Annotated in this window: 1 protein-coding gene; it reads left to right on the top strand. The window is 45.3% G+C overall.

Annotated features, from left to right (window positions below; all coding sequences use genetic code 11):
• A partial coding sequence (locus GQY27_RS21410) for a transposase (protein ID WP_160037264.1) occupies positions 1–201 on the top strand: 201 nt, incomplete at both ends.

Here is a 201-nt window from a genome sequence, read left to right as displayed (position 1 = left end):
TAGTGAAGGTAAAAACTTGAATTGGTATGGCTACAAAGGCCACCTGGCCGTGGCAACACAAAGCCAATATATTCTTGGCTCACTGCTTTCGTCTGGAAGCATGAATGATGGAAAAGCTGCCATTCCTCTGTTAAAAGGGCTACGCACACAGTTTCCGACCTACCGGTTTAGCTATATAGCGATGGATGCAGGATACGATTA

The organism is Paenibacillus sp. An7, assembly GCF_009870785.1.
Classification (GTDB): domain Bacteria; phylum Bacillota; class Bacilli; order Paenibacillales; family Paenibacillaceae; genus Paenibacillus.
The sequence above is the reverse complement of the archived record's forward strand: the minus strand, read 5'-3'. Positions and strand labels throughout refer to the sequence as shown.